The organism is Rhodococcus erythropolis NBRC 15567 (assembly GCF_001552595.1).
In the GTDB taxonomy this organism is placed as follows: Bacteria; Actinomycetota; Actinomycetes; order Mycobacteriales; family Mycobacteriaceae; genus Rhodococcus_F; species Rhodococcus_F erythropolis.
Genome location: NZ_BCRM01000010.1, coordinates 1 through 21,497, shown reverse-complemented (window position 1 = coordinate 21,497; position 21,497 = coordinate 1). Strand labels below are relative to the sequence as shown.

General features: G+C 63.2%; 22 protein-coding genes and 1 tRNA gene. 9 read left to right on the top strand and 14 right to left on the bottom strand.

The window, feature by feature from the left end:
* Positions 1-24: 24 nt before the first annotated feature.
* The 4 genes from RE4_RS15465 to cobC form a co-directional block, all read right to left on the bottom strand.
* Positions 25-1,149 carry a bifunctional RNase H/acid phosphatase gene (locus RE4_RS15465; RefSeq protein ID WP_019748954.1) on the bottom strand — a complete coding sequence of 375 codons (1,125 nt, stop codon included), beginning with the start codon at positions 1,147-1,149 and terminating at the stop codon, positions 25-27.
* Positions 1,146-1,883: a zinc ribbon domain-containing protein gene (locus RE4_RS15460; RefSeq protein WP_019748955.1), complete on the bottom strand. Its 738-nt coding sequence runs from the start codon at positions 1,881-1,883 to the stop codon at positions 1,146-1,148. Before RE4_RS15460 ends, RE4_RS15465 begins: the two co-directional genes overlap by 4 nt.
* 108 nt (positions 1,884-1,991) lie before the next feature.
* Positions 1,992-3,125, bottom strand: coding sequence for a Nif3-like dinuclear metal center hexameric protein (locus RE4_RS15455; protein WP_060938883.1), 1,134 nt, complete (start codon positions 3,123-3,125; stop codon positions 1,992-1,994).
* Positions 3,122-4,156, bottom strand: a complete 1,035-nt coding sequence (gene cobC / locus RE4_RS15450; RefSeq protein ID WP_060938882.1) for an Rv2231c family histidinol phosphate aminotransferase CobC — start codon at positions 4,154-4,156, stop codon at positions 3,122-3,124. Before cobC ends, RE4_RS15455 begins: the two co-directional genes overlap by 4 nt.
* Before the next feature lie 56 nt (positions 4,157-4,212).
* On the opposite strand from cobC, the gene RE4_RS15445 reads away from it, so the two are divergent.
* The 3 genes from RE4_RS15445 to RE4_RS15435 are packed head-to-tail and all read left to right on the top strand — an operon-like array spanning position 4,213 to position 6,373.
* Complete coding sequence (locus RE4_RS15445; protein ID WP_060938881.1) at positions 4,213-4,908, top strand: HAD hydrolase-like protein; 696 nt, start codon at positions 4,213-4,215, stop codon at positions 4,906-4,908.
* Positions 4,895-5,386: a low molecular weight protein-tyrosine-phosphatase gene (locus RE4_RS15440; protein ID WP_042952191.1), complete on the top strand. Its 492-nt coding sequence runs from the start codon at positions 4,895-4,897 to the stop codon at positions 5,384-5,386. Before RE4_RS15445 ends, RE4_RS15440 begins: the two co-directional genes overlap by 14 nt.
* Positions 5,387-5,434: 48 nt before the next feature.
* A complete protein-coding gene (locus tag RE4_RS15435) occupies positions 5,435-6,373 on the top strand; it encodes an SURF1 family cytochrome oxidase biogenesis protein (RefSeq protein ID WP_020969922.1) in 939 nt (312 codons plus the stop codon).
* Here RE4_RS15435 and RE4_RS15430 read toward each other — a convergent pair.
* From RE4_RS15430 to RE4_RS15405, 6 genes are all read right to left on the bottom strand, one after another.
* On the bottom strand, positions 6,314-7,333 hold the full coding sequence (locus RE4_RS15430; RefSeq protein ID WP_081098371.1) for a cobalamin biosynthesis protein: 1,020 nt from the start codon (positions 7,331-7,333) through the stop codon (positions 6,314-6,316). The two genes, RE4_RS15435 and RE4_RS15430, sit on opposite strands and share 60 nt — an antisense overlap.
* 65 nt (positions 7,334-7,398) lie before the next feature.
* Entirely contained in the window at positions 7,399-7,623 is a 225-nt protein-coding gene (locus RE4_RS15425) for a hypothetical protein (protein WP_060938880.1), read from the bottom strand.
* Between the two features lie 93 nt (positions 7,624-7,716).
* A tRNA-Val gene (locus RE4_RS15420) sits at positions 7,717-7,788 on the bottom strand.
* Between the two features lie 32 nt (positions 7,789-7,820).
* Positions 7,821-8,285, bottom strand: a complete 465-nt coding sequence (locus tag RE4_RS15415; RefSeq protein ID WP_019748962.1) for a peroxiredoxin — start codon at positions 8,283-8,285, stop codon at positions 7,821-7,823.
* Positions 8,286-8,320: 35 nt separating this feature from the next.
* On the bottom strand, positions 8,321-8,746 hold the full coding sequence (locus RE4_RS15410; RefSeq protein ID WP_003941575.1) for a DUF3052 domain-containing protein: 426 nt from the start codon (positions 8,744-8,746) through the stop codon (positions 8,321-8,323).
* A gap of 177 nt (positions 8,747-8,923) precedes the next feature.
* A complete protein-coding gene (locus RE4_RS15405) occupies positions 8,924-9,337 on the bottom strand; it encodes an Rv2240c family protein (protein ID WP_223257791.1) in 414 nt (137 codons plus the stop codon).
* 380 nt (positions 9,338-9,717) lie between these two features.
* Here RE4_RS15405 and aceE point away from each other — a divergent pair, with 380 nt between their 5' ends.
* The 6 genes from aceE to RE4_RS15375 all read left to right on the top strand — a co-directional run bounded on the left by aceE (position 9,718) and on the right by RE4_RS15375 (position 18,197).
* Positions 9,718-12,573, top strand: coding sequence for a pyruvate dehydrogenase (acetyl-transferring), homodimeric type (aceE, locus tag RE4_RS15400; RefSeq protein ID WP_007735476.1), 2,856 nt, complete (start codon positions 9,718-9,720; stop codon positions 12,571-12,573).
* Between the two features lie 99 nt (positions 12,574-12,672).
* On the top strand, positions 12,673-14,001 hold the full coding sequence (locus RE4_RS15395; protein WP_019748966.1) for a PucR family transcriptional regulator: 1,329 nt from the start codon (positions 12,673-12,675) through the stop codon (positions 13,999-14,001).
* A 127-nt stretch (positions 14,002-14,128) separates the two neighbouring features.
* A complete protein-coding gene (locus RE4_RS15390; RefSeq protein ID WP_020908154.1) occupies positions 14,129-15,037 on the top strand; it encodes an ACP S-malonyltransferase in 909 nt (302 codons plus the stop codon).
* 84 nt (positions 15,038-15,121) lie between these two features.
* Positions 15,122-15,397: a meromycolate extension acyl carrier protein AcpM gene (gene acpM, locus RE4_RS15385; protein ID WP_003941649.1), complete on the top strand. Its 276-nt coding sequence runs from the start codon at positions 15,122-15,124 to the stop codon at positions 15,395-15,397.
* A 7-nt stretch (positions 15,398-15,404) separates the two neighbouring features.
* On the top strand, positions 15,405-16,655 hold the full coding sequence (locus RE4_RS15380) for a KasA/KasB family beta-ketoacyl-ACP synthase (RefSeq protein WP_020969930.1): 1,251 nt from the start codon (positions 15,405-15,407) through the stop codon (positions 16,653-16,655).
* A gap of 108 nt (positions 16,656-16,763) precedes the next feature.
* Positions 16,764-18,197: an acyl-CoA carboxylase subunit beta gene (locus RE4_RS15375; protein ID WP_003941597.1), complete on the top strand. Its 1,434-nt coding sequence runs from the start codon at positions 16,764-16,766 to the stop codon at positions 18,195-18,197.
* 110 nt (positions 18,198-18,307) lie between these two features.
* On the opposite strand, the gene RE4_RS15370 is transcribed toward RE4_RS15375, so the two are convergent.
* The 4 genes from RE4_RS15370 to RE4_RS31190 all read right to left on the bottom strand — a co-directional run.
* Positions 18,308-18,817: a DUF3145 domain-containing protein gene (locus RE4_RS15370; protein WP_003941617.1), complete on the bottom strand. Its 510-nt coding sequence runs from the start codon at positions 18,815-18,817 to the stop codon at positions 18,308-18,310.
* Between the two features lie 128 nt (positions 18,818-18,945).
* Positions 18,946-19,785, bottom strand: a complete 840-nt coding sequence (locus RE4_RS15365) for a serine hydrolase domain-containing protein (RefSeq protein WP_021334187.1) — start codon at positions 19,783-19,785, stop codon at positions 18,946-18,948.
* 36 nt (positions 19,786-19,821) lie between these two features.
* Positions 19,822-20,949 (bottom strand): NDMA-dependent alcohol dehydrogenase, encoded by a 1,128-nt coding sequence (locus tag RE4_RS15360; protein WP_019748970.1) that lies wholly within the window; start codon positions 20,947-20,949, stop codon positions 19,822-19,824.
* A gap of 310 nt (positions 20,950-21,259) precedes the next feature.
* Positions 21,260-21,497 (bottom strand): HNH endonuclease signature motif containing protein (locus RE4_RS31190; RefSeq protein ID WP_162267912.1); only part of this gene is annotated, 238 nt, incomplete at its 5' end.

Sequence of the window (21,497 nt, the reverse complement as noted above, 5' to 3'; positions counted from 1 at the left end):
GGCTGATCAGCCGTCGGGGCTCTTTCAGCGAAGATGTGACGTGTCGTTGACCAGCCGGACCGAGGCTCCCCCGTCTGGATAGAACTCGGTAATACTCAGCGACGCCAGATCCAGATGCAACCGGTACAGCAAGGACGGCCCGGCATCGAGGGCCAGCTGCACCAACGTCTTGATCGGGGTGACGTGAGAAACGACCAACAGCGTCGCGCCGCCGTAGGTCGAGATCAGGTCGTCACGCGCGGCGACGACTCGTTCTCGTACCTCGTCGAAACTCTCGCCGCCGGGTGGGCGCACCGAAGTGTCCGAGAGCCATTCGCGATGCAGGTCCGGATCGCGCTCGGCTGCCTCGCGGAAGGTGAGTCCGTCCCAGTCGCCGAAATCGGTTTCGATCAAACCTTTGTGCTCGACGACGGGAAGACCGAGCACGCGGGCCGATGCCTCTGCCGTCTCACGGGTTCTACCGAGGGGTGAGCAGACGATGGCGTCGATACCGCCGCGGTTCCCGAAGCGTGCAGCCGCGCCGGCGGCCTGCGCGCGGCCCAATTCCGTGAGCTCAGGATTGCCGCGTCCGGAGTAGCGGCGATCGACCGACATCGCTGTCTGTCCGTGACGTAGCAACAACATTCGTGTCGGCTTGCCGGTGGTGGCGATCCATCCCGGAGAGCCGGCGATCTGCGGTTCCGACGTCTCTTCTGACGGCGCGGCGGGTGCAGCTGGTGCGGGGGTCGCGGTTTCGATGCCGGCAGCAGCGTCCATCGCCTCGTTGGCAAGACGATCGGCATGAGAATTCTCGCCGCGCGGAATCCACGTGTAGGTCACTCGCGAGAACTGCGTCGCCAACTCGGCTGCGCGTCGCTGCAGCGGAATCATGTCCGGGTGCTTGACCTTCCAGCGCCCGGACATCTGCTCGACGACCAGCTTGGAGTCCATACGGACGTCGACCGTCGACGCTCCGAGTTCACCGGCAGCGGTCAACCCTGCGATCAGTCCGCGGTACTCGGCGACGTTGTTGGTCGCTATTCCGATGCTTTCCTTGCGTTCGGCCAACACCGAGCGGGTGGAGTCGAAGACCACGGCGCCGTAGCCGGCCGGGCCGGGGTTGCCGCGCGATCCACCGTCGGCCTCGACGATGACCTGCGTGGGAGTCACAGACCGGACTCCTTGGTACGCACCATGATTGCATTGCACTCTGGGCAACGAACGACGACGTCGGCCGGTGTCGCGGCGATTCGGGAGATCTCGCCGCGGTCGATCTCGATCCGGCAAGCGCCACATCGGCGTGCCTGCAGAAGCGCCGCGCCCGGTCCGCCCAGGGTGCGCTGCTTCTCGTAGACAGCAAGGAAATCGGCGGGGAATTCACCGACAAGTCGTTCACGATCGGCGGCGCAACGCTCTTGCGCCTTGTCCAGATCGGCGACGGCGTCGTCGCGGCGACGCTTGGCGTCGATCAGCTCTTCTTCGGCCTGGGACAGCTGGGCGCCGGCGTGATCGTGATCGGCCTGTAACGCCTCACGCTGCTCCATCACTTCGAGCAACTCGTCCTCGAGGAGCCCCTGACGCCTGACCAGGCTGCCGAGTTCGTGTTCGAGTTCGGTGAGCTGCTTCGCCCCGACCGACCCACTCTGCAACAGAGTGCGGTCACGATCCTCGCGCTGACGAACCGCGTCGACCTCGCCTTCGAGCTTGCGAATGTCGCGATCGATGTCGTCGATCTGAATTTCGACGGCTACGGACGCATCTTTACGGCTGATTCGCTCGGCCTCGAGACGTTCGACTTCCTGCTGCTCGGGAAGCGCTCCGCGTCGGTGGGTGATCCGAGTGAGCTCAGCATCCACCCCGGCGAGGTCGAGAAGCTTGGATTGCACCTGTGGTTCGACGTTCACGCTGTATAACTCCTGCTGTAAGTCCGATGTCGGCAGTGCTCGCGAAGGACGGCTCTCGAAGAACTGCTCTTGAATTGTTCGTGCAACCGTACCTTGCAGAGCGCTGCACTAATGCGCACTCAAACACCACGGATCGGTGCGAATTGTCGAAACCCGGCTTTCCCACCCCGGATTGTCGGCAAACGCGGCGTCGAGCACCGATTTCGCCTGCGCACACCACGGGTATTCACTAGCCCAATGGGCGACATCGACCAGTGCCGGGCCACCGGCACGAAGATGCTCGTCCGCGGGATGATGCCGCAGGTCCGCAGTGACGTAGACGTCGGCGCCCAGCGCCGCCACCACGTCCAGATACGAGTCGCCGGAACCGCCGCACACCGCCACGGTACGAACGGTCGCGTCCGGATCTCCGGCAGCGCGAACACCCCACTCGGTCGAGGGCAGTGAGCGCGCCACTCGCGCAGTGAACTCTCGCAATGTTTCGGGGTGCTCGAGGTCACCCACCCGCCCCAGACCGAGCGAACTGGGGAACGCTGCGAGTTCGAAGACATCGAAGGCTGGTTCCTCGTACGGGTGGGCGGCACGCAATGCGCCCAGCACCGCACTTCGCTTTCCGCGTGGGGCAATCACTTCCACACGATCCTCGCGAACCTGCTCCACAGCGCCGACAGTCCCGATCGTCGGATTCGCACCGTCGGCTGGCAAGAACTGACCCGTACCGGTGACCGTCCAACTGCACTGGCTGTAGTCGCCGATCCGCCCAGCCCCGGCCTCGAAAAGTGCATCCTGCACGGCCGATGCATTCTCCACCGGAACCATGACGACCCACTTGTCGAGCGGCTGCGTCGGCTTGGGTTCGATCGGGCGCAGCACGGTCAGGCCCAGAGCCTGCGCCAACGCGTCGGACACTCCAGGGTCGGCGGAGTCCGCATTGGTGTGCGCCGAGAACAGTGCGCACCCCGCCTTGATGAGCTTGTGGACCAACGCACCTTTGGGTGTGTGAGCACCGACGGTGTCCACCCCACGCAGCAGAAGTGGATGGTGAACGACCAGAAGGTCGGCACCGGAGGCGATGGCGTCGTCGACCACTGCCTCGGTCGGATCCACCGCGAAAACCACTCTCGTCACCGCGTCCGCAGGATCGCCGCAGACCAGACCGACCGAATCCCACGATTCCGCCAGGGCGGGCGGATAAGCAGATTCCAGCACGGCTATGACGTCCGCAAGAATTGGGCCGCTCACAAGATCTCCTTCATCGCTTCGATCAGTACCGAGACCTGCTCGGCTGGACGGACGGCAACGCGCAACTGATCGGGCCCGAGTCCGGGAAAGGTGTCGCACCGGCGGACGGCGATACCGCAGGCACGCAGGTGCTCTCGCATCGAGGCGCCGTCGCGGACGTCGATGAGCACGAACGGCCCCGCAGCGGGTTCGTGCACGGCAATCCCGATCTCGGTCAGTCGCCGGGACATGTCTTGGCGGTCTGTGGCAATCGATTCGGCTTTGATCCTCGACTGGTCGACCGCGAACGGTTCGCAGCAGGCCGTGATGGCCTCGATCTGCAGACTGCCCAATGGCCAGTGGGCTCGGCCCTGAGCCAGTCGAGCGAGAAGATCCGGAGAGCCGATCGCGTACCCACACCGCAATCCCGCCAGTGCCCACGTCTTGGTCAGGCTCCGAAGCACCAGTACATCCGCCGACTCGACACCTGCGATGCTCTCCGCTTCGCCGGGGATCGCGTCGCCGAATGCCTCGTCCACCACCAGGATCCGGCCCGGCCGACGCAACTCCAACACATCGGCCTTGGGGTGAAGCACGGACGTCGGATTGGTCGGATTGCCCAGAACGACAAGGTCCGCGGATTCTGGTACCTGCGCGGCCCGAAGCGCGAAAGGCGGCTCCAGAATCACCTGCGTCACCGGTACACCGGCCTCTCGCAGCGCCAGTTCCGGCTCGGTGAAGGACGGATGGATCAGCGCTGCCGAACGAGAGCCCAGCCGCGGCAGCATCGCGAATCCCTCGGCACCGCCCGAGAGCAACAACACCTCTTCGGGCCGGCGCCCGTGCCGCTGCGCGACGGTTTCGCGGGCTTTCAGTTCCGCTGCAGCCGACGGGTACGAACCGAGCGTCGACAGCCCTGCGGCCAGCCGATCCCGCAACCACTCCGGTGGGCCGGAGCCTTGAACGTTGACGGCAAAATCGAGTAACCCGGGCTCCGCTTCGACATCGCCGTGATGTCGCAAGCTCTCCAGGTCAACCGTTCCGGTACTCACCCGGTCAGCCTACGGTCGAGCACCGTGCGCGGACATCACCCCTGCCGTCCGGGACAATGAGTGCCGTGACGACACCACCCCTCGACCGTTTTCCTGTAGTTCTGTTCGATCTGGACGGAACCATCACCGATTCCGCTCCCGGCATTCACGGCGGCTTCCGACATGCGTTGACAACTGTCGGCCATCCGGAGCCGACGGAAGCGATGTTGGCATCGGTGATCGGCCCGCCGATGGTCGATACCTTCAGGTCACTCGGCATGGCCCCGGCGGACGTGGATCGGGCGATCGCCGCGTACATCGAGCGTTACGACGCGACCGGGTGGCAGGAGAACTCGGTGTACGAGGGTATGGACGTCGTCCTGGGTAAGGCTCGCGCGAGCGGCACCCGACTGGCCGTCGCCACCTCGAAGTCGGAGCGATTCGCCATTCGCATCCTCGAGCATTTCGGCCTCGCCGAGCACTTCGAGTTCATCGGCGGCGCAAGTGACGACGGAACTCGTCGGGCGAAACCCGATGTGATCGCGCACTCGCTGACCTCACTCGGGATCACTCCCGTCCTCGCCGCCGACGGCGGAACCCCCGACGTGCTCATGATCGGCGATCGTGATCACGACGTGCTCGGCGCCGCGAAGTACGGCATCCCCACCGTCGTCGTCGAATGGGGCTACGGTTCCGCCGAGGAAGCGCGGCAAGCGTTTCGCTCCGTATCGTCGGCATCCGAACTGGGAGGACTTCTCGATGGCCGCCTCTGAACCACTCCGTGTGACTGAACCACTCCACGTGACGTTTGTGTGCACCGGCAATATCTGCCGGTCACCGATGGCCGAAAAGATCTTGCTCGCGCATCTGGGCCGTGAAGGCCTTGCCGACCGGGTGCGTGTCAGCAGCGCCGGTACCGAGGGGTTTCACACCGGTAGCGAGGCCGACGAGCGGACCAACGTCGTGCTCCGAGCGGCCGGATATCCGACGGGCCACAGCGCCGCGCAGGTCAATGCAGATCATCTCGCCGCCGATCTTGTCGTCGCCCTCGACACCGGGCACGAACGTGAGCTTGCTCATCTCGGCGTGCCCACCGAGCGTCGGCGCCTACTGCGATCGTTCGACCCCGAGGCGGACGGAGAATCGGTTCCGGACCCGTACTACGGGGATCAGGAGGACTTCGAACTGGTTCGAGACCAGATCGAAGCGGCCATTCCCGACATACTCGACTGGATCCGCGAGCGAGCCTGAACCCGGAGCAAAATTCACTCCCGTTCGGGCAACGGATACCGTGGACGTGTGCGAAGACTGAAATTCCTGTTGCGGCCCGGTTGGTTAGTACTGGCAGCTGTGGTCGGGCTCTTCGCCTACCTGTGCTTCACCGTGCTCGCTCCGTGGCAGCTCGGCAAGAACACGAAGACCGAGCACCGCAATGATCTGATCTCGAACTCGATCAACGCGGAGACCGTGCCGATCGGTGATGTCATCGCCGATTCGACGATCGCACCGGACGACGAATGGCGAAACATCACCGCGGCCGGTACCTATCTGCCCGACGCGGATATCCTCGTCCGACTGCAGTCCATCGAGGGCGCGCCGTCGTACGAGATCCTGACGCCTTTCCGCCTGGACGACGGCCGCACGATCCTCGTCAATCGCGGATACGTTCGGCCGATCAACGGAGCCGAGGCACCGCCCATCGCTGCGCCGCCGACCGATCCGGTCACTCTCAACGGCCGTGTGCGCCTGTCGGAAGGCACTGCTCCCGGCCGAGTTCCGATGTTCGAGGACGGCGCGAAGCAGGTCTACTCCATCGACGCACAGCCGATCGGCGAGTTCATCGGAACGGACCTGATCGACGCGTACATCCAACTCGAACCCGACCAGCCCGGCGGTCTCGGCACGATCCCGCTCCCCCAACTCGACGCGGGCCCCTACCTCTCTTACGGGTTCCAATGGCTGGCGTTCGGCATCATGGCGCCGCTCGGTCTGGCTTACTTCATTCGCGCCGAGTGGCGCGAACGTCGCAAGGAAAAGGCAGCTCAAGCAGCTGTGGACGGCTTCGCAGCCGACGACGCCGCTGCCGAGACGACCCCGGAAGCGGCAGTGTCCGCGCCTGCCGCACCCCCCGCCGAACCGGCTCGTACCTTCAGCCGTCGCAAGAAGCCGGAGCCGGAATCAGTGCCGCTGACGGCGCAGGAAGCCAAACTTGCCGATCGATACGGCAATACCCGCTGAAATACCCGCTGACACCACAGCTGCACTGATCTGCACCGCCGACGAAAGCCTCGCCGCGCGGCGCAAATCGTTCGGCGTCGGCACAGGCCCGCGGCCGAGGACGGGACGCATCTCCACCCCGTGCGCGTACTCGGTCCGACCACCCAACGAAATGCCCAACGCCCCTGCCGCCGACGCTTCCGCGACGCCCGCATTGGGGCTTGGATGAGCCGCTGCGTCGCGTTTCCACGCTGCCAGTGATTCCTGAACCGAGCCGCCCACCACCGGTGCACACGCAGCCGTCAGCGCACCCGTAAGCCGAGCGGGGACAATGTTGACCAGGTCGTCGAACCTCGCCGCAGCCCACCCGAATCTGAGGTACTTCTCGGAGCGGTAGCCGATCATCGCGTCGAGTGTGTTGGCAGCGCGGTAGACGAACAGACCTGGCACGCCCGCAATTGCACCCCAGAACACTGCGCCGACGGTTGCATCCGAGGTGTTCTCGGCAACCGACTCCAGCGCTGCACGCGTGAGGCCGTCCTCGCCCAGCACCGAGGGATCGCGTCCGCAGAGTGAAGGAAGTAGCTCACGCGCTTTCGTCAGGTCGCCGTCGACCTGTGACGCCTCCAATCGAGCGGCCATGCCGATGCCGGTGCGTGCAAGCGACGTCCCGCCGAGCACGGCCCAGGTAGCTATCGCCGTCGTACCCGTCACGGCCGCCCAACCGGCCCGGCGCGACGCTGCTTCGGCTGCGAGCCCAAGTCCTGCGGTGCCGGCCAAGAGCACGGCAACATGAAGTGTTCCGGCCGCTCGCGAGTCCCGGTAGGACATCTTCTGCAGCGCGATAGCTGCGGTTCCGAAGCCGGCAACCGGATGGAACCGCCCCGGATCGGCGAATGCCCGATCCGCAACGAAGCCGAGGAGAAGCCCGGCAGCTCGCGCATTGAATCGAGATTGGGACGAACGAACCGAAATCTGCACGAGCGTAGTTGTAGCAGCGACGCTCGTTCTCTGGCCAACCGTCACGTGTCTGCCCGCGCTGAGCTCTACCCGTCCCAGTCGATCGTCAGGTAGATCAAGCGGTGCATTCGGTTGATTTCCCAGACTCGGGCAATCCCGGTCGCCAGTGCGTCGCTTTGGGCACGAACCCGGATCGTCTGCCCCGGGAACAACGCAACACTGAGACTGGGCATCTCGGCGATGTGTATGTGCGGGCGGGTGGGATGCACGCGCGTCGGGTCGACGGCTACTTCGATCACAGAACTGGACATGCGTCCAGAATGGCGTATTGCGGACAATTCGTTGCCGAAAATGAAAAAACCCCGATCTGCGTCGACAAGCAGATCGGGGTTTGAATTCTTCGGTGGGCGCGGAGGGTTTCGAACCCCCGACCGCTGGTGTGTAAAACCAGAGCTCTACCACTGAGCTACACGCCCGAACTCCCGGTGAGACCCTCACCGGGAGTGCTCTAAGACTCTAGCGCGGCAAGCGCGTTTGCCCAAAGTCCGTGGTCACGGGCTTCTCCGGGGCCGTTCATCTCGGCAAAACGAATGACTCCGTCTTTGTCGATGACAAAGGTGCCACGATTCGCGAAGCCCAACTTGTCGTTGAACACCTCGTACTTCTGAGCGACTTCACCGTGCGGCCAGAAGTCCGACAGCAAGGGAAATGTGTATCCCTGCTCAGCCGACCAGATCTTGTGAGTCGGCGAAGCACCGACAGAAATCGCGAGAATGGCAGTGTCGTCGTTCTCGAACTTCGGAAGCTCGTCACGGACCTTGCAGAGTTCCCCCTGACAAGTCCCGGTGAAGGCCAACGGATAGAAGACCAGCAGAACATTCTTCTTACCGCGGAAATCTGCTAGCGAGACTTCCTGGTTGTTCTGGTCCTTCAAGGTGAAATCCGGTGCCTGGGCACCAACTTCGAGAGGCATGTGCAATTCCTTGGGAAAGTGCGGAAAGGGCCGGGTCAGCGCTTGTTGGCCGGACGAGCCTTCGGCTGAACCAGTCGACTTCCCGACCAGTCACCGAGGTTGGCTGCCGATGTCTGCGTCAAGCCGGCAGTCGGCGCCGATTCGGCGATCTCGCTGGGCTCGACATGTCCGTCGAGACCGGTCTTGGGAGTGAGAACCCACACGAAGCCTTCGTCGGCGAGGGGCCCGATGGCATCCATCAAGGCGTCCACCAGGTCACCGTCCTCGTCGCGCCACCACAGCAGCACGACGTCGATGACCTCGTCGGAATCCTCGTCGAGCATTTCCCCGCCGATGGTTTCCTCAACCGCGGCACGAATGCCGTCGTCGGTATCCTCATCCCAGCCCAGTTCCTGCACCACCATGTCAGTGGTAATCCCGAGTTTCTGAGCGTAGTTCTGGGCATCCGCCGCGGCGACCACGGTGGGGTCCTCCTTTTGTTGATGGTGTGTGGCGACCCCGCACACCTACCGTTTGACGATCAATTAGGGAAAGCGAACATGGTCTGAGGCGTTAGCGCAAGCCGACCACGCCGAAAACTTTCACCAAAGATCGTCTTCTGACACACGGCGAACCTTACGCCTGCGGATTACCGCAGGTCACAGGGATCCACATTCATCGAAGATCGACTTGCGAATCGAATTGCTCGTATCGCTGATCGAATTGATTTCATCCGCCGAATGATCACTCTCGATCACGACTGCAGATGAACGTAGGTTCGCGGCCAATTCGTCGAACAGTCCGGAAAGTTGCGCCGGAAGTTCACTCGCGACCGAGTCGAACCACGAGGCGGTGTCCCTGGCCGACGAAGCAGCAGCGCTTGCTTCGGCTCTCAGGTCGGTCTCACCATGATTTCCGGCGTCGACGTAGGCATTGAACGCGACCACGTCGTTTTTCGATCGAGAGACCGCTTCCTCACAGATCGCGAAAGCTGCCTCTGCCGCATCTGCCGCCGCTTTCGACGAGGACGCGGCGGCCATCGAAATACTCACCTCGGATTGGTATGCAGCCACGTGCGCTTCATTGGGTACTGCCGATCCGGTCACCGCCGCCGAACATCCCACGATCACCGACAGTCCCACTGCGATCGATCCGACCGAGACCCACGCCCCGACCCTGCCGTAATTGATTTCTTTGTTTATTTTTTCCCACCCCTTCATACGTTCCGATCGATCCCCCAAGCCTGTGACTACGGGGAACCATCACACCCCTGCGTCACGCCGAAAAACGCTACCCGAGAGTAACCAGAGGCGAGGTGTGCCGGACCGACCGGGATGGTGAAAGATGAGGTACGCGCCATATTCACGATGGAAGTGCGTCGGACCTAACAAGGCCTCGATCACCTATGTAAGGACGCCCCACCACGCGTCCCCAAACCAATGAGGAGCACACGTTGTCTGACCTGATCCAGGGTCCCGCGTCCGGGCAGAACGCCGATTCCGGCGCCGCCGGCGAGTCGGGTTCGCCCGCGTCGAACACGCCGGGGGGAACCGACGGTCGCGTTCGCGTCATTCGCGAAGGTGTTGCGTCGTACCTGCCGGACATCGATCCGGACGAGACCACCGAATGGCTCGAATCATTCGACGGACTTCTGGATCGATCCGGACCCACGCGTGCCCGCTACCTCATGCTCCGCATGCTCGAACGCGCCGGTGAGAAGCACGTCGCACTCCCCGCGCTCACCTCGACCGACTACGTCAACACGATTCCGACCGAAAACGAGCCGTGGTTCCCCGGCGACGAAGAGGTCGAGCGCCGCTATCGCGCCTGGATCCGTTGGAACGCCGCGATCATGGTCCACCGCGCGCAGCGACCGGGCGTCGGCGTCGGCGGTCACATCTCCACCTACGCATCCTCGGCAGCGTTGTACGAGGTCGGTTTCAACCACTTCTTCCGCGGCAAGGACCACCCGGGCGGTGGCGACCACATCTTCATCCAGGGTCACGCCTCCCCCGGCATCTACGCCCGCGCCTTCCTCGAGGGCCGCATCCCCGCGGAACAGCTCGACGGATTCCGCCAGGAGAAGTCCCACGCCGACTTCGGCGGCGCACTGCCGTCCTACCCGCACCCACGGCTGCTTCCCGACTTCTGGGAGTTCCCGACGGTCTCGATGGGCCTCGGCCCGATGAACGCCATCTACCAGGCCCGGTTCAACCACTACCTCAACGACCGCGGCATCAAGGACACCACCGATCAGCACGTGTGGGCGTTCCTCGGCGACGGCGAAATGGACGAGCCCGAATCACGCGGCCTCGCTCACGTCGCGGCAACCGAAGGCCTCGACAACCTCACGTTCGTCGTGAACTGCAACCTCCAGCGCCTCGACGGCCCGGTCCGCGGCAACGGAAAGATCATCCAGGAACTGGAATCGTTCTTCCGCGGTGCCGGCTGGAACGTCATCAAGGTCGTCTGGGGTCGCGAGTGGGATGCGCTGCTGCACGCCGATCGCGACGGCGCACTCGTCAACCTGATGAACGTGACGCCGGACGGTGACTACCAGACGTACAAGGCCAACGACGGCGCGTTCGTACGCGATCACTTCTTCGGACGTGACCCCCGCACCAAGGAGCTGGTCAAGGACCTCACCGACCAGGAAATCTGGAACCTCAAGCGCGGTGGCCACGACTACCGCAAGGTCCACGCCGCATACGCAGCGGCCATGGCACACAAGGGCCAGCCGACGGTCATCCTGGCGCACACCATCAAGGGCTACACCCTCGGTAAGCACTTCGAGGGCCGCAACGCCACACACCAGATGAAGAAGCTGACGCTGGACGATCTCAAGGCGTTCCGCGACATGCAGCACATCCCGATCTCGGACGCCGAGCTCGAGAAGGATCCGTACCTGCCTCCGTACTACCACCCGGGCGCGGACGCTCCCGAGATCAAGTACATGCTCGACCGTCGCAAAGCACTCGGCGGGTTCCTGCCTTCCCGCAACACCGACGCTGCTCCGCTCAAGCTCCCCGAGGACAAGACGTACGACGTCATCCGCAAGGGTTCGGGCAAGCAGGAAGTCGCCACCACCATGGCGATCGTGCGCATCCTCAAGGAACTGTTGCGCGACAAGGAGATCGGCAAGCGGATCGTGCCGATCATTCCGGACGAGGCCCGCACGTTCGGTATGGACTCGTGGTTCCCGTCGCTGAAGATCTACAACCGCAACGGACAGCTCTACACCTCCGTCGACGCCGAACTCATGCTCGCCTACAAGGAGAGCCCGATCGGCCAGATCCTGCACGAGGGCATCAACGAGGCCGGTTCGACGGCATCGTTCACCGCAGTCGGCACGTCCTACGCCACCCACGGTGAACCGATGATTCCGCTGTACATCTTCTACTCGATGTTCGGTTTCCAGCGCACCGGCGACGGCCTGTGGGCGGCCGCCGACCAGATGGCTCGCGGATTCGTTCTCGGCGCGACCGCCGGTCGTACCACTCTGACCGGTGAAGGTCTCCAGCACGCCGACGGACACTCGCTGCTCCTGGCATCGACCAACCCGGCCGCTGTCACGTACGACGCAGCGTTCTCGTACGAGTTGGCGCACATCGTCAAGGACGGCTTGCGCCGCATGTACGGCGGCACCGAGGGCGTCGACGGTTTCGGTGGCGAGAACATCTTCTACTACCTGACCATCTACAACGAGCCGTACGTTCAGCCGGCCGAGCCCGAAGGTCTCGACGTCGAGGGCTTGCTCAAGGGCATCTACCTCTACAAGACGTCCGAAGCAGCCGGCCCGAAGGCACAGATCCTCGTCTCCGGTGTCGCGATGCCCGAGGGTCTGCGTGCGCAGAAGCTGCTCGCCGACGAATGGGGCGTCTCGGCCGACGTCTGGTCGGTCACGTCCTGGGGTGAGCTGCGCCGCGAAGGCGTCGAATGCGAACGTCAGGCGCTGCTCAATCCGTCCGAGGATGCTCCGGTTCCGTTCGTCACCACGGCGTTGTCCTCGGCCCAAGGCCCTGTCGTCGCGGCTTCGGACTGGATGCGGGCGGTCTCGGATCAGATCCGTCAGTGGGTTCCCGGCGACTACACCACGCTCGGCACGGACGGGTTCGGGTTCTCCGACACACGCACTGCAGCGCGTCGCTACTTCAACGTCGATGCCGAGTCCATCGTCGTTGCCGTGCTGATCGGTTTGGCGAAGGAAGGATCGATCGAGCGGTCGAAGGCCGTCGAAGCAGCGAGCCGATACCGCATCGACGACGTGAATGCTGCTCCCGAGCAGACCGGGGACACCGGTAGCGCCTAAGTCGTAGGGCAACAGTCCCAGCGATCGAAAACAGACCTACGCCCATCGCCGCGGGTGTCATCTCGACATCCGCTGCGGCGATGGGCGTAGGTTTTTCTCATGCCCGAACCTGATCCCGAGAAACCCGAAGAGGGCGTACGCCGCACTCGACCACAGTCGTCCGGGTTGCAGGCTGTACTCGCCCGCCGTCGTCAGGTTCGCGATCCACTTCCCGAAGCCTTGCTCCGCCGCGTCAAACAGTTCTCCGGCCGGCTCTCCACCGAGGCCGTGACCGTGATGGAGGAGCAGCTTCCGTTCTTCGACAGTCTCGACGCTTCGCAACGCGCCGACGTTCAACTCTTGGTGCAGACGTCGGTGGTGAATTTCCTGGAATGGCTGCGGCAACTCGACTCGGAGATCAGCTTCGGATACGAGTCGTTTCCGGTCATCCCTCAGGATCTTGCTCGACAGCTCACCCTGCGCCAGACCGTCGACATGGTCCGGGTGGCGATGGAGTTCTTCGAGAAATGGCTGCCCGCTCTCGCCCGCAACGATCAGCAGCTGATCGCGCTGACAGAAGCCGTCCTGCGCTACGGGCGTGAACTCGGTTTCGCAGCAGCGACGGTGTACGCAAGCGCCGCCGAGTCGCGGGGTGCCCTGGACACGCGACTGGAAGCGCTCGTCGTCGACGCCGTCGTGCAGGGAGACACCGGCTCGGACATGCTCTCCCGCGCAGCCACCTTGAACTGGGACGCCACCGCTCCGGCCACCGTCATCGTCGGGTCTCCCCCGCCGGACGAGCGGGTCTCGGTTGCCGGCACCGTCCACGCGACTGCCGCCGCGCACGGGCGCGCTGTTCTCGCCGTGGTGCAGGGTCCGCGACTGGTGATGATCGTCAGCGGCGAGCTGAGCAGTAAGACGGAAGGCAGCCAATTCCTTCAAGACCTGCTCATGAGTTTCGCCGACGAGCCGGTGGTGATCGGCCCGACAACGCCCTCGTTGAGCGCAGCACACTTCAGTGCGTCCGAAGCTCTCGCGGGAATCAAGGCCGTCGCCGGGTGGCGCGGCGCACCTCGTCCCGTTTTCGCGACTGAACTGCTCCCGGAACGGGCACTACTCGGAGACGACGCTGCCGTAAAGGCTCTTCGCGATTTCCTGGTCGCACCTTTAGCGGAATCCGGCACAGTCTTGACCGATACTTTAGACAGTTATCTCGACTGTGGAGGTGCGGTTGAGACTTGTGCACGTCTTCTGTTTGTTCATCCAAATACCGTTCGGTACCGCTTGAAGCGAATCGCGGAAGTTACCGGCCGGGATCCTACGAATCCACGCGACGCATACGTACTACGGATCGCCGCTACCGTGGGCCGATTGACACAAATCGATCTCAAATCGAACAATTCGGTTACTTCAGTCACATCTTTAACATCCGGACAAACAAACCTGTAACCCCGGAGCGTCCAATTTCGATGGCCGAGCGCGACATGGGATTTTGTGGGAACCCTACAAAACACTTCGCCAGAGTTCATCGCGACCGACATCTCGCAGGTCACTCGCGGCGGTGTTCTCTTAATAAGTGATTTCGTTGCTCGCCCCGGGACAGGGCTCTCAGACACCCGGCATGCTCAGCCCATGGCTGGCACTGCCCGGAGCGCAAGACCGCCTCGAAGTGTGGTCGAAGGCAGCCGGCCTGGACCTCGTCCGACTCGGCACGACCGCGACTGCCGAAGAAATCACCGACACCTCGGTAACCCAGCCCCTCGTCGTTGCCGCTGCTCTGCTGGCGTACGAGGAAATCGAATCACGTGGGCTCCTCGGCGCCGACGTCATCGCTGCCGGCCATTCAGTGGGTGAACTTGCCGCTGCTGCGGTCGCCGGTGTTATTTCCGCTGACGACGCGGTCGCACTTGCCGCCCTCCGCGGCGCCGAGATGGCCAAGGCTTGCGCGCTCGAGCCCACCGGCATGTCAGCCGTTCTCGGTGGCGACGAAGCCGAAGTGCTCGCACGACTCGAAGAACTCGGGTTGGAAGCGGCCAACCGCAATGCGGCCGGCCAGATCGTGGCTGCCGGACTGCTAACCGCGCTCGAAGAACTCGCAGCAAACGCACCCGAAAAGGCCCGAGTCCGCGCACTGCCCGTCGCCGGCGCTTTCCACACCCGCTTCATGGCACCTGCACAGGATGCCGTCGCAGCTGCTGCCGCCAAGATCACCCCGTCCGATCCGACGCGCACGCTGCTTTCCAACTCGGATGGCGCACCCGTCTCCTCGGGCGCCGACGCCCTCACCAAACTTGCCGCGCAGGTAACCCGCCCCGTCCGTTGGGACCTCTGCTCCGCGTCGTTGCGGACAGCAGAAGTCAGCGCGATCGTGGAACTCCCGCCGGCCGGAACCCTCGTCGGAATTGCCAAGCGCGAAATGCGTGGCACGCCGACGGTGGCCCTCAAGAACCCGGAGGATATCTCCGCACTGTCCGAGCTGACCTAGCTCGGACGCCCACCCGGCCGATCAGCCCGAACGGCGGCCGGACGTTTCACCCCACCTCAATCGATCAAGAAGGGAGCCACACCAGTGGCCCACACTCAGGAAGAAATCATCGCGGAACTCGGCCAGATCGTGGAGGAGGTCACCGGTATCGAGCCTTCCGAGGTCACCGTTGACAAGTCCTTCGTGGACGACCTCGATATCGACTCCCTGTCCATGGTCGAGATCGCTGTTCAGACCGAAGACAAGTACGGCGTGAAGGTCCCCGACGAGGATCTCGCAGGCCTGCGCACCGTCGGCGACATCGTCGCGTACATCCAGAAGCTCGAAGCCGAAGGCGCCGAAGCCAAGAACGCAGAGTGAGCCGACCGTGACTTCCGCTTCTACCCGCAAAGGGAAATTCCCCGACATCGTCGTCACGAGCCTCGCGACGTCGACCTCGGTGGCTGGTGATGTGGATGGCACGTGGAAGGCGCTACTCGCCGGCGAAAGCGGCATCGGAATCCTCGATGACCCGTTCATCGACGAGTTCGACCTTCCCATTCGCATCGGCGGGCACCTGAAGGTTTCACCAGACGAGGGCTTGTCCCGCGTCGAAATTCGACGGATGAGCTGGGTGGAACGCCTTGCCCTCACGTTGAGTCGCACGGTCTGGAGCAACGCCGGCAGCCCCGAAGTCGATCAGGACCGCCTCGCGGTTGTCATCGGCACCGGACTCGGCGGCGGCGACACGCTCATCGACGCCGTCGACAAACTCCGTGGCGGCGGATACCGCAAGGTGTCCCCGTTCTCGGTGCAGATGGTCATGCCCAACGGACCGGCCGCAACGGTCGGGCTCGAACTCGGGGCCCGCGGTGGAGTCATCACCCCGGTCTCGGCATGTTCGTCGGGATCCGAGGCAATTGCTCACGCTCACCGCATGCTTGTCATGGGTGACGCGGACATGGTTGTGGCTGGTGGAGTCGAGAGCTTCATCGACGCGGTTCCGATCGCGAGCTTCGCCATGATGCGTGCAATGAGCACCAACAACGACAATCCGACCGCAGCTTCACGTCCTTTCGACAAGGACCGTGACGGATTTGTCTTCGGCGAAGCCGGCGCACTGATGATCCTCGAAACCGAGGAACACGCAAAGGCACGCGGGGCCACCATTCATGCCCGCCTGCTCGGTTCCGGAATCACTTCGGACGGGTACCACATCGTGGCACCGCATCCGGAAGGCCTGGGCGCGGCGCGAGCCATGACCCGAGCAATCGAGATGGCCGGACTGACGAAGTCCGACATCAAGCACATCAACGCCCACGCCACTGCGACGCCGATCGGTGACATCGCAGAGGCAAAGGCAATCAACGCAGCGGTCGGCAATCACGCTGCGGTGTACGGCCCGAAATCCGCGCTGGGACACTCGATCGGCGCTGTCGGCGCCCTCGAATCAGTCCTCACGGTTCTGGCGGTGCGTGACGGGATCATCCCGCCCACGCTCAATGTTGACAGCCAGGATCCAGAAATCGATCTCGATGTCGTCAAGGGTGAACCCCGAACCGGCTCTTTCGATTTCGCACTGAACAACTCGTTCGGTTTCGGTGGGCACAATGTCGCGCTCGCCTTCGGTCGGGCCTAGCCCGAACCGCGGTTTGCACCTGTCCGCGGGTGTCGTTGCAACACAACGTCACCCGCGGACAACACCGACCTTTCGTTCCACCCAAGGCTCGTACTGAAGGAGGACGCGATGACCATCCTGGCCCCCGTGACAAAGTCCGAATCATCGACAGACCCGCGCGATCCTCTTGCGCGCCTGGAAAATCTGTTCGACCCCGGCACAACAGTGCCGCTCCACGCCCGTGACAAGTCCGGCGTGCTCGCTGCGTCCGGAAACATCGACGGCGTCCGCACCATCGCATACTGCTCCGATGCCACCGTCATGGGCGGCGCAATGGGCGTCGACGGTTGCAAACACCTCGTCAAAGCCATCGATACCGCCATCGAGGAAGAGTCCCCCATCGTGGGTCTCTGGCACTCCGGTGGCGCGCGTCTGGCTGAAGGCGTCGAAGCACTCCACGCAGTCGGACTGGTCTTCGAGGCCATGGTCCGTGCCTCCGGTCTCATACCTCAAATTTCCGTCGTGCTCGGCTTTGCCGCTGGTGGAGCCGCGTACGGTCCAGCCCTCACCGATGTCGTGATCATGGCGCCGGAAGGCCGAGTGTTCGTCACCGGCCCAGACGTAGTTCGCAGTGTCACCGGTGAACAGGTCGACATGGTGTCACTCGGCGGTCCGGACACACACACCAAGAAGTCGGGTGTCGCGCACATCGCCGCACACGACGAGGCCGACGCATTGCACCGCGCACGACGCCTGGTCTCGATGATGTGCGAGCAGGGCGAATTCGATCAGCGGGCAGCGGAACTCGGCGACAGCGATCTGCGCGCCATGATGCCTGCGTCCGCAAAACGTGCATACGACGTTCGTCCCATCGTTCACGAAATGCTCGACAACGTCGAAGGCGAGTCGAGCTTCGAAGAACTGCAAGGCAATTACGCGCGGAGCATCGTCACCGGTTTCGGCCGGATGGCCGGACGCACGGTTGGCGTCATCGCGAACAACCCACTGCGACTCGGGGGGTGCCTGAACTCCGAAAGTGCAGAGAAGGCCGCTCGATTCGTGCGACTGTGCAACGCATTCGGCGTGCCGCTCGTGGTCGTCGTCGATGTTCCCGGGTATCTGCCTGGCGTGTCGATGGAGTGGGAAGGCGTGGTTCGGCGCGGCGCGAAGTTACTTCACGCCTTCGCCGAGGCGACTGTCCCCCGCGTCACCGTCGTCACTCGAAAGATCTACGGCGGCGCATACATCGCAATGAACTCGCGAGCACTGGGAGCCACGGCCGTTTTCGCTTGGCCCAACTCCGAAGTGGCCGTGATGGGCGCGAAGGCTGCTGTCGGCATCCTGCACAAGCGGGCTCTCGCTGCGGCACCGGACGACGAGCGTGAAGCATTGCACGACCGTCTCGCTGCCGAACACGAGGCGATCGCAGGCGGCGTCGACCGCGCTGTCGAAATCGGCGTCGTCGACGAGGAAATCGACCCGGCGAAGACTCGCAGCATCGTCACCGCTGCGCTCGCGTCTGCACCATCTGTCCGTGCGCGCCACAAGAACATTCCGCTCTGACAACCCCGGACAGCAAGGTGGGCCTCGCCGATACGGCGGGGCCCACCTTTGTCATTCAAGTCTTTGTCGTTCAATCCGCGAGAGCACTCAGGGTTCAGGATGGACCTCGGTCAGCTGACACGCCTTCGCAGCCATGTCACTTCGGCACCTTCGCCTGAACTCCGGAAGGGTTCGAGTTCCTCGTCCCACGGTGCACCTATCGCCCGATCGATCTCCGCGGCGATGTCTCCACCGGAATTCATGATGGACCGCAGTTTCATCTCCCCAACGACGACATCACCGTTCGCACTGGTGGATCCGCGCCACAAGCCCAGACCGGGTACATGGCTGTACCGTTCACCGTCGACGCCATGGCTCGGGTCCTCCGTGACCTCGAACCGCAACATCGGCCACGCGCGTAGCGAATCGACCAGGCGGGCACAGGTTCCGACGGGACCCGTCCAGTCCGTCGTCGCACGCAGAAGTCCGTCGTAGGCAGGCTGTGAGGTCCATCTGAGCTTGGCAGGGCTGTCCAACGTGGCGGACAAAGCCCAATCCACGTGCGGGCACAGCGCCGCGGGCGACGAGTGGATGTAAACCACACCAGTCGTCACGTCCGCGAATTGATTCATTTCGCGCACTCGAGCCTCCTGCTTCGACGAGGGACGTCTTCCCCAACGACCTCTGTCGAGTTCGTGCAGCACGCTCGATTGAACAGTGTGCCTTGTGTTACCCGTGTTGCGCCAGTGGAAGGAGAGAAATTTGTGCTCTATCGCGAAACTTCACCGATCACGCCATCTGACAATTCAGTCCACAAACGCTTGGCCCAATCACCGAAGTCGCGATCGGTAAGCACGACGCACGCAGTATCGATCGTGGGATCGACCCACAGGAACGTCCCGGACTGGCCGAAATGACCGAAGGTTGCGGCCGAGTTCTCGAGACCTGTCCAATGCGGACGCTTGTCGCCGCGAATTTCGAATCCGAGTCCCCAGTCGTTGGGGCGCTGAGAGCCGTAACCCGGAAGAATTCCGTTGAGCCCCGGGAACTGCACGGTTGTCGCCTCTGCGAACGTCTGCGTCGAGATCAGGGTCGGCGAGAGCAGTTCAGCCGCGAACTTGGCCAAGTCGTCTGCCGATGCCTGTGCACCGTGACCGGCAGGACCGACAAGAGCCGCGCTGGTCATCCCCAACGGCGCGAACACCGCCTCGGCAAGATAGTCGGCAAACTCGATCTCGGTCTCCCGGGAAACCAACTCGGCAAGCACCTCGAATCCCGCACTCGAGTAGATCCGCTTCGACCCCACCGGCGCCTGAACAACACGTTCGGCGAATGCCAACCCGGAAGCATGTGCGAGGAGATGACGAACGGTCGACCCCTCAGGCCCGGCCGGCCCATCCAACTCGACCGCCCCTTCCTCCACCGCCACGAGAATCGCGTAGGCGCACAACAGTTTTGTCACCGAAGCCAGGGGGAAAACATGCGACTGGTCGCCGCTGAAACCACGAATGCGGTCGCCCTCACCCGGATTCTTCCCGGAGAGGACGACCGCTGCCGCATTGTCGACCGGCCACTGCTGGATTACGTCGAGACTGTGAGTACTGGGCACCCGATCAGACTACTGGCACAAGAGTTGCGCTTTCGATCACCAGTCAGCTTCGGTGTAGCGGATGACGCCGCGGATGTTCTTGCCATCCAACATGTCCTGGTACCCGTCGTTCACGCCTTCGAGCGTGTAGGTCCGAGTGACCATGTCGTCGAGGTTCAGCTTGCCTGCCTTGTACATCGCGAGGAGGTTAGGCACGTCCTGGCGAGCGTTGCCACCGCCGAAAATGTTGCCCTGAAGGTCCTTCTGAAGCATCGACATCAGGAACAGGTTCAGCTTCACATCCATGTCCGTCAGGTGCCCCATTGCAGTGACAACACAACGACCAGCCTTTGCCGTCAGAATCATGGCTTCTTCGACGTACTCACCCTTCATTTCGCCGACGGTGATGATCGTCTTCTGCGCCATGCGTCCGTACGTGGCGTCGATGATCGGCTGAATGGCAGCGGCAGCGCTTTCGAAAGCGTGCGTTGCGCCGAACTTCAGAGCCTGCTCACGCTTCCACGGCACGGGGTCGATGGCAAAGATGTACCGAGCGCCCGATGCAACCGCACCCTGTAGCGCACTGATACCGACGCCGCCGACGCCCATGATCACAACGTCTTCGCCGGGCTTCACATCGGCGATGTGGGTTGCCGATCCCCAACCGGTCGGGACGCCGCAACCGACGAGTGCGGCAACCTCGAACGGAATGTCCTTGTCGATCTTCACCACTGACGACTGGTTCACGACCATGTAGGGCGAGAACGTCCCTAGCAGGCACATCGGGATCACGTTTTCGCCGCGAGCCTGGATCCGGTACGTGCCGTCGCTGATGGCCTGGCCGCTGAGGAGGCCCATCCCGAGGTCACAAAGATTCTGATGTCCGGCCGAACATGCCGGACAGGTTCCACAAGCCGGAATGAAGGACAGAACGACGTGGTCGCCGACCTCCAGTCCCTTGACCTCAGGGCCGAGCTTGGTGATGACGCCCGAACCCTCGTGCCCGCCCATGACCGGGAACGACGGCATCGGGGTCGCGCCGGTGACGATGTGGTGATCGGAGTGGCACATTCCGGCCGCTTCCATGCGAATTTGAACTTCGCCGGCTACCGGCTCGCCGATCTCGATCTCCTCGACGGACCACTTCTCATTGAGGCCCCACAGGATTGCACCCTTGGTCTTCACGTCACTTCACCCTTTCATTCGCACACCCGCATCTATCTCTGTGACCATAGCCACAAATCCGCGAAATTGGAACGTGTTCTAACGAAAGATTTTGAACTGCAGGTCAGACGTCCAAATGACCTGGCACAACCGGCTTGGCGACGACGAAAGAATGACCCACTGAGTGGGACAGGCCACACGGGCACCCGAAAGTAGAGCCACCCCGAAAGCACGCACCCATTCGACTCCACCTCCCACCAATCGGTCGGACACAGAGCAGCGGGTCCGAGACAGGCCTGGGCACGTTCTGGTGCATCTGAGATTTGCCCCCTCAGGTTTTGAATGTGGTGTTCGCCGGCCGCGGGTGCTGCTGCGGATCGATCGAGGGCGGCGGGATGAACCACGGTTTGTTGTCGACGCCGATGCGGATCACCCATTTTCCGACGAACCCGGATTTGCGGTGCATCAACCGGTGATGCGAACGGCACAGCAGGACAAGCTTGTTCATCACCGTCGGGCCACCGTTGGCCCAGTGCCGAATGTGGTGCGCATCGGTCCACGCGGGAACA

Bases quoted from the DNA above. Each gene is read 5' to 3' on its own strand.
- RE4_RS15440 (WP_042952191.1), top strand. From the start codon at position 4,895: ATGGCCGCCTCTGAACCACTCCGTGTGACTGAACCACTCCACGTGACG.
- RE4_RS15415 (WP_019748962.1), bottom strand. From the start codon at position 8,285: ATGCCTCTCGAAGTTGGTGCCCAGGCACCGGATTTCACCTTGAAGGAC.
- RE4_RS15395 (WP_019748966.1), top strand. From the start codon at position 12,673: ATGCCCGAACCTGATCCCGAGAAACCCGAAGAGGGCGTACGCCGCACT.
- RE4_RS15425 (WP_060938880.1), bottom strand. From the start codon at position 7,623: ATGTCCAGTTCTGTGATCGAAGTAGCCGTCGACCCGACGCGCGTGCAT.
- RE4_RS15375 (WP_003941597.1), top strand. From the start codon at position 16,764: ATGACCATCCTGGCCCCCGTGACAAAGTCCGAATCATCGACAGACCCG.
- RE4_RS15445 (WP_060938881.1), top strand. From the start codon at position 4,213: ATGAGTGCCGTGACGACACCACCCCTCGACCGTTTTCCTGTAGTTCTG.